We start from the raw sequence: 4,168 nt of genomic DNA on the forward strand, positions 1-4,168 counted from the left end.
GTCGTGCTTCGAGGGCGTCGCGAAGTTCAGACGTGCTCATCCCTAGTCCTGACCCTGCGGCGCTCCGAGGGGGTCGCCGACAGCCGAATGTCTCAGGCCTTTTCCTTGCAGCCGCAAGCGCCGTCCACGCTGCAGGACGGCGCCGGGCGCTTCGGCCGCATCAACACCAGGGCGGCGCCCAGAACGATCAGCATCAGGGCGCCGCAGGCGATCGCGTCCCAGTTCTGGCTCAGGGCGACGCCGGCGGCGGCCAGTGTCGCCCCGCCCATCACCAGCGCCGCGATCGGAACGGCGCAGCAGACCGCGCAGGCGCCCGCCAGTCCGAGAACGACCCAGAGCGGTCTGATCTTCTTCGGTGTCGTTTCGAGGGTCATCGCAGCATCGCCATCAGAGCGGGTTCAATCCGGGGCCAGACGAGCGCCAGGGCGAGCATGAGGGTCGAGACGGTCATCATGATCACGGTCGAGCGCGCCAGCGGATGACCGCGGCGGAACGTCCGCCACGCCAGCCAGCCCCAGGCGGACAGAACGATCATAAAGGCGAGGCCGCTGATCCACATATGGGCGCCCGCGAACCAGGCCAGGACCGCGCCGGACGCGCCGAGGGCCAGCACCGGGAAGGCCAGCGGCACGACACAGCAGGCGGCGCAGCCGAGCAGCGCCCCCGAGGTCGCGACGATGGAGCCGACGCCGACCGCCTTCTGGTTCGGGTCGCCCTTGGCGGGCTCGGCGTTCAACGGCGCGCCGGGGTTCAGGGAGGTCATGATCAGCAGCATCCACAGGTTTGGGCCGGGATCGACGGACCCGAGGCGATAAAGTCTTCGAACAGGGTGTCGGCGGCGAGGCGTGCGTCTTCCGGCGCGGTGACGACGAGACGGACCGACTTGGGCCGCGGCTCGATCTCAAAGGTCAGGAAGGCGCAGCAGGCGGCTTCCTGGCGGACGAGGGTTTCGACATCGGCGAGCGCGCCGGCCTCATAGTCGACGGACAGCGTCAGGTCGTCCCGGCGATGGCTCTGAAGGCTGCGCTGGTTGAGATCGGAGATCCACCGCATCCGGGCCTGATAGTCGCCGGCCCCGAGGGTGCAGGCGATCGGAACGTCCTTCGACAGCATGTCTCAGTCTCCTGCGCGGGCGGTTAGGTCGTTCCCGTTGGACGCCTTGTAGGACTTCAAGTAACTTTAGCTTCAAGCCCTATTTTCCGGATGACGACATGGACCGTGCTCTCTCGATCGGAGCTCTCGCCAAGCGCAGCGGGACCAACCCGCCGACGATCCGCTATTACGAAGAGATCGGTCTGGTGCGCCGCGCCGAGCGCCGCGACGGCGGGCATCGCACCTATGCCGACGCGGACTTGAAACGCCTGACCTTCATCCGCCGCTGCCGCGAGCTGGGCTTTCCCATCGATCAGGTGCGCAGCCTGGTCGATCTGCTGGAGAACGGCGACCGCTCCTGCCTCGACGCCCGCGATCTGGCGCGGCGGAACCTGGAGGACGTCCAGACCAAGCTCTCCGAACTGAAGGCGCTGGAAGCCGATCTGGCCAAGCTGGTGAATGACTGCGACGCCGCCTGTGTCGGCGGCCCGGGGCCTGACTGCGTGATCCTGGAGGATCTCACCCAAACCCGCGCGCGCTCCTGCTGCGGGCCCAAGGCCGCCTGAAGGGCACCCCGGGCATAAGCTGAGGTTCCCCTCCGCGTGTTACGCCATCTCGGTTGCTCATGATCTTGCTAAGCGCCCACTTCATAAACCGCAGCGGTGTGCTCAGAGGTACGCAAAATGACCCGCTTGATGACCGGGGGTGGCCAAACCCGGGCAAGGTCAAACGCAGCAACCGCGTATCGAGACCAGTCGCCCAAGCGTCCAGCTTGCACGCGGGGGCTCGTTCCCGGTAAGGCGGCGCGCCCTCAGGGGCGATCTCGAGGGTTCGCCGCCGCGCGGACGTCGTCGGGCAGCCGCGCGTCCCTCACATAGAAGCCGCAACCGGCCAGGTCTCGCGCGACCCGCGCGATCTTGGTTCCGCGACGCTTGGCGGCGTTCGTTTTGATTTCCACCGCCTCGATCATGACAGTCTTCGCCCTCAGAGCGGGGAAGCAACGCCTTGCGGGCGGGCGCGGCAGCTCAAAAACACTCTATCGAACGTGGGTCGGGCCTCTGGTCAGGCAACCATGCCCGCGCCTACGTATTGCGCCGGAAAGACGCAGGTCAGGCAGCAGTCGATTTCCAGGGGAATGGTCATGGGCGACGAGATTCGCGATACGCCGGTTGGAGGCGAAACCCGGGCGCCCGATGCGGTGAGCCCTCCCGTCGAATCCGACCCCGGCGACGCCTCCGTGCCCCCTGAGGGGCCGAGGCTTCATATGACGGGCAGGGGGCTCAGCCCGGCGGAGTATCAGGCTCAGCATGGCTCCCACGATCACCAGGCTGACTTCACCCACGGTCCTGGACAGGGATCCAGGCAGGCAGCAGACCACAACGAAAAGGGTTCGCCCGGGCAGGGGCGGGCAGGTCGAGAGCGGCATGGAAGCCGTCATAGGTCTTGATCAGCCTCAGTCGACGAAGCGGGGACTGCCTTTTCGAAGGTGTGTCTGCGACCGCAACGGCCGGCCTTCAGTCGAGGCGGTTCGCGCAGTCGGGTTCTCAAGGATCACACTTCTTCCGGATGTCGTTTCCAACTGTGAGTTTCGGAGCCTCAGCGGCGCGTGTTTGTCTTCGGTGTTCGCGACAGGCTTCGCTCGAGATGGCGCGGCGAATATCAGGCCGCATCCCCCCGGAGCCGACTGGAACAGGCCTAGGCGATGGAGGCGCACGAAGTCGCGAGCGTCGATATCACCGTTTCGATACGACCCGATCAATGAGCCATGAACCAGGATGTCTCGGTGTTTTTCAGCATCTCGCGCGTCATTCCGCCCAGCACGCGCGTCGCAAAGGGACCACGGCTATAAACGCCGGCGACAATCAGGCTTGCGCCCTCGCGCTGTGCCTGGGTGAGCAGATCGCCGCATATATCTCCTTCAGACCGCGGTACATGCAGATGACCGGTCGTGGTCACCTCATGACGACGCAAATGTTCGTCCACCGCTTCAAGGCGGTCGATGGACACCTCATCTCCAATCCCGACGATCGTCACCCGATCAGCACGCTTGAGAATGGGCAGTGCATCATGCAAGGCCCGGCGAGCTTGCGAACAGTCCTTCCATGCCACCACGACGCTGGGGAAGCGGCATGTCGTCAGGTTCCGGCCAAGACGAAGAACGGGCGTTCCTGACCGCAAGGCAAGCTCAGCCGCATCCGGAGAGACACAGGTTTTTTCCTGAGACGCGCTGGTGATGAACAGATCTGCGGAGAGTAGATGGTCAAGCAGCGCCGCGGTCGGCTCGACAATGGCGGAGCACCACTCGACCTCGGCCGGTTTCGCCGCAAACACGCTGTCGAAAGCCCTGCGCGTGGCGTCCAGAGCGTCTTCCATCTCCCGTGTTTGCTCCTGGACGGAGAGCGCGTTCTCCGCCAAAACGTCGCCCACAATGGACGTCCGCGGCCAGGCGTAGGAAACGACGGTCAGATTCGCTCCGAACTCGATAGCCATTTGGCGCGAGAGTTCCAGCGTCCGCTGTATGTCGCTCTTTGGGCACGCATCAACAACGATATCGCGAAAGCTCATGATATAAAGTCCTCTTCCTGCAGTTTTCCGAGAGCTTGGCGACAAGGCCACACTATCACACCCAATCAATGATTTGCCGTCCTTAATATACGGGTCAATGCGCGGAATCGGTATGCCGTGTGAAAATGACTGAAAACTCAAACCTCTTGGGCCTATAATCTAAGCAGGATCGTTCGAAAACTCAGGAAGGGTATACTGTCATCTGAAGACGTTTTCGCCAGGCGGCAGGCGTTTTCACGCGGATCTGGCTGCTCGGCGTTCCGAACCTGGCTCATCAGAATCTAGAATAGGCGCCTTCTCATGCGTCTGCGTTGATCTCGATCAACTCAGACGCGGCCTCGATCTGTGAACGCGCTGCGGGATGGCCCCACCGGGCTTGTGGCAGATCGGCGGCCGGCGGACTGCGCAACTCAAAAACACGAGATCGGACCTTGGCCGGGCCTCTGGTCAGGCAATAATGCCTTCGGCTGCGTACCACGCCGGAAAGACGCAAGGCACGCAGCCGTCCATC

7 protein-coding genes are annotated in these 4,168 nt (G+C 63.9%); 1 reads left to right on the forward strand and 6 read right to left on the reverse strand.

Features of this window, described 5'->3' with window-relative positions; genetic code table 11:
- Positions 1–92 precede the first annotated feature (92 nt).
- The 3 genes from Q0588_RS01510 to Q0588_RS01520 are packed head-to-tail and all read right to left on the reverse strand — an operon-like array spanning position 93 to position 1,113.
- A complete protein-coding gene (locus Q0588_RS01510; RefSeq protein WP_298743111.1) occupies positions 93–374 on the reverse strand; it encodes a hypothetical protein in 282 nt (93 codons plus the stop codon).
- On the reverse strand, positions 371–763 hold the full coding sequence (locus tag Q0588_RS01515) for a hypothetical protein (protein WP_298743113.1): 393 nt from the start codon (positions 761–763) through the stop codon (positions 371–373). The genes Q0588_RS01510 and Q0588_RS01515 overlap by 4 nt, the downstream gene beginning before the upstream one ends.
- A gap of 2 nt (positions 764–765) precedes the next feature.
- Positions 766–1,113 carry a hypothetical protein gene (locus Q0588_RS01520; RefSeq protein ID WP_292067857.1) on the reverse strand — a complete coding sequence of 116 codons (348 nt, stop codon included), beginning with the start codon at positions 1,111–1,113 and terminating at the stop codon, positions 766–768.
- A gap of 98 nt (positions 1,114–1,211) precedes the next feature.
- On the opposite strand from Q0588_RS01520, the gene Q0588_RS01525 reads away from it, so the two are divergent.
- On the forward strand, positions 1,212–1,658 hold the full coding sequence (locus Q0588_RS01525; RefSeq protein ID WP_298743116.1) for a helix-turn-helix domain-containing protein: 447 nt from the start codon (positions 1,212–1,214) through the stop codon (positions 1,656–1,658).
- Positions 1,659–1,903: 245 nt separating this feature from the next.
- On the opposite strand, the gene Q0588_RS01530 is transcribed toward Q0588_RS01525, so the two are convergent.
- From Q0588_RS01530 to Q0588_RS01540, 3 genes are all read right to left on the reverse strand, one after another.
- Positions 1,904–2,062, reverse strand: coding sequence for a hypothetical protein (locus Q0588_RS01530; protein WP_292067853.1), 159 nt, complete (start codon positions 2,060–2,062; stop codon positions 1,904–1,906).
- Positions 2,063–2,847: 785 nt separating this feature from the next.
- Positions 2,848–3,657, reverse strand: a complete 810-nt coding sequence (locus Q0588_RS01535; protein ID WP_298743118.1) for a universal stress protein — start codon at positions 3,655–3,657, stop codon at positions 2,848–2,850.
- 298 nt (positions 3,658–3,955) lie between these two features.
- The coding region (locus Q0588_RS01540) for a hypothetical protein (protein WP_298743120.1) at positions 3,956–4,168 on the reverse strand (213 nt) is incomplete at its 5' end.

Source organism: uncultured Brevundimonas sp. (genome assembly GCF_937870815.1).
Taxonomy (GTDB): Bacteria; Pseudomonadota; Alphaproteobacteria; order Caulobacterales; family Caulobacteraceae; genus Brevundimonas.

Coding starts and splice junctions, on each gene's coding strand:
- Q0588_RS01510 (WP_298743111.1), bottom strand. CDS start 374: ATGACCCTCGAAACGACACCGAAGAAGATCAGACCGCTCTGGGTCGTT.
- Q0588_RS01515 (WP_298743113.1), bottom strand. CDS start 763: ATGACCTCCCTGAACCCCGGCGCGCCGTTGAACGCCGAGCCCGCCAAG.
- Q0588_RS01520 (WP_292067857.1), bottom strand. CDS start 1,113: ATGCTGTCGAAGGACGTTCCGATCGCCTGCACCCTCGGGGCCGGCGAC.
- Q0588_RS01525 (WP_298743116.1), top strand. CDS start 1,212: ATGGACCGTGCTCTCTCGATCGGAGCTCTCGCCAAGCGCAGCGGGACC.
- Q0588_RS01530 (WP_292067853.1), bottom strand. CDS start 2,062: ATGATCGAGGCGGTGGAAATCAAAACGAACGCCGCCAAGCGTCGCGGA.
- Q0588_RS01535 (WP_298743118.1), bottom strand. CDS start 3,657: ATGAGCTTTCGCGATATCGTTGTTGATGCGTGCCCAAAGAGCGACATA.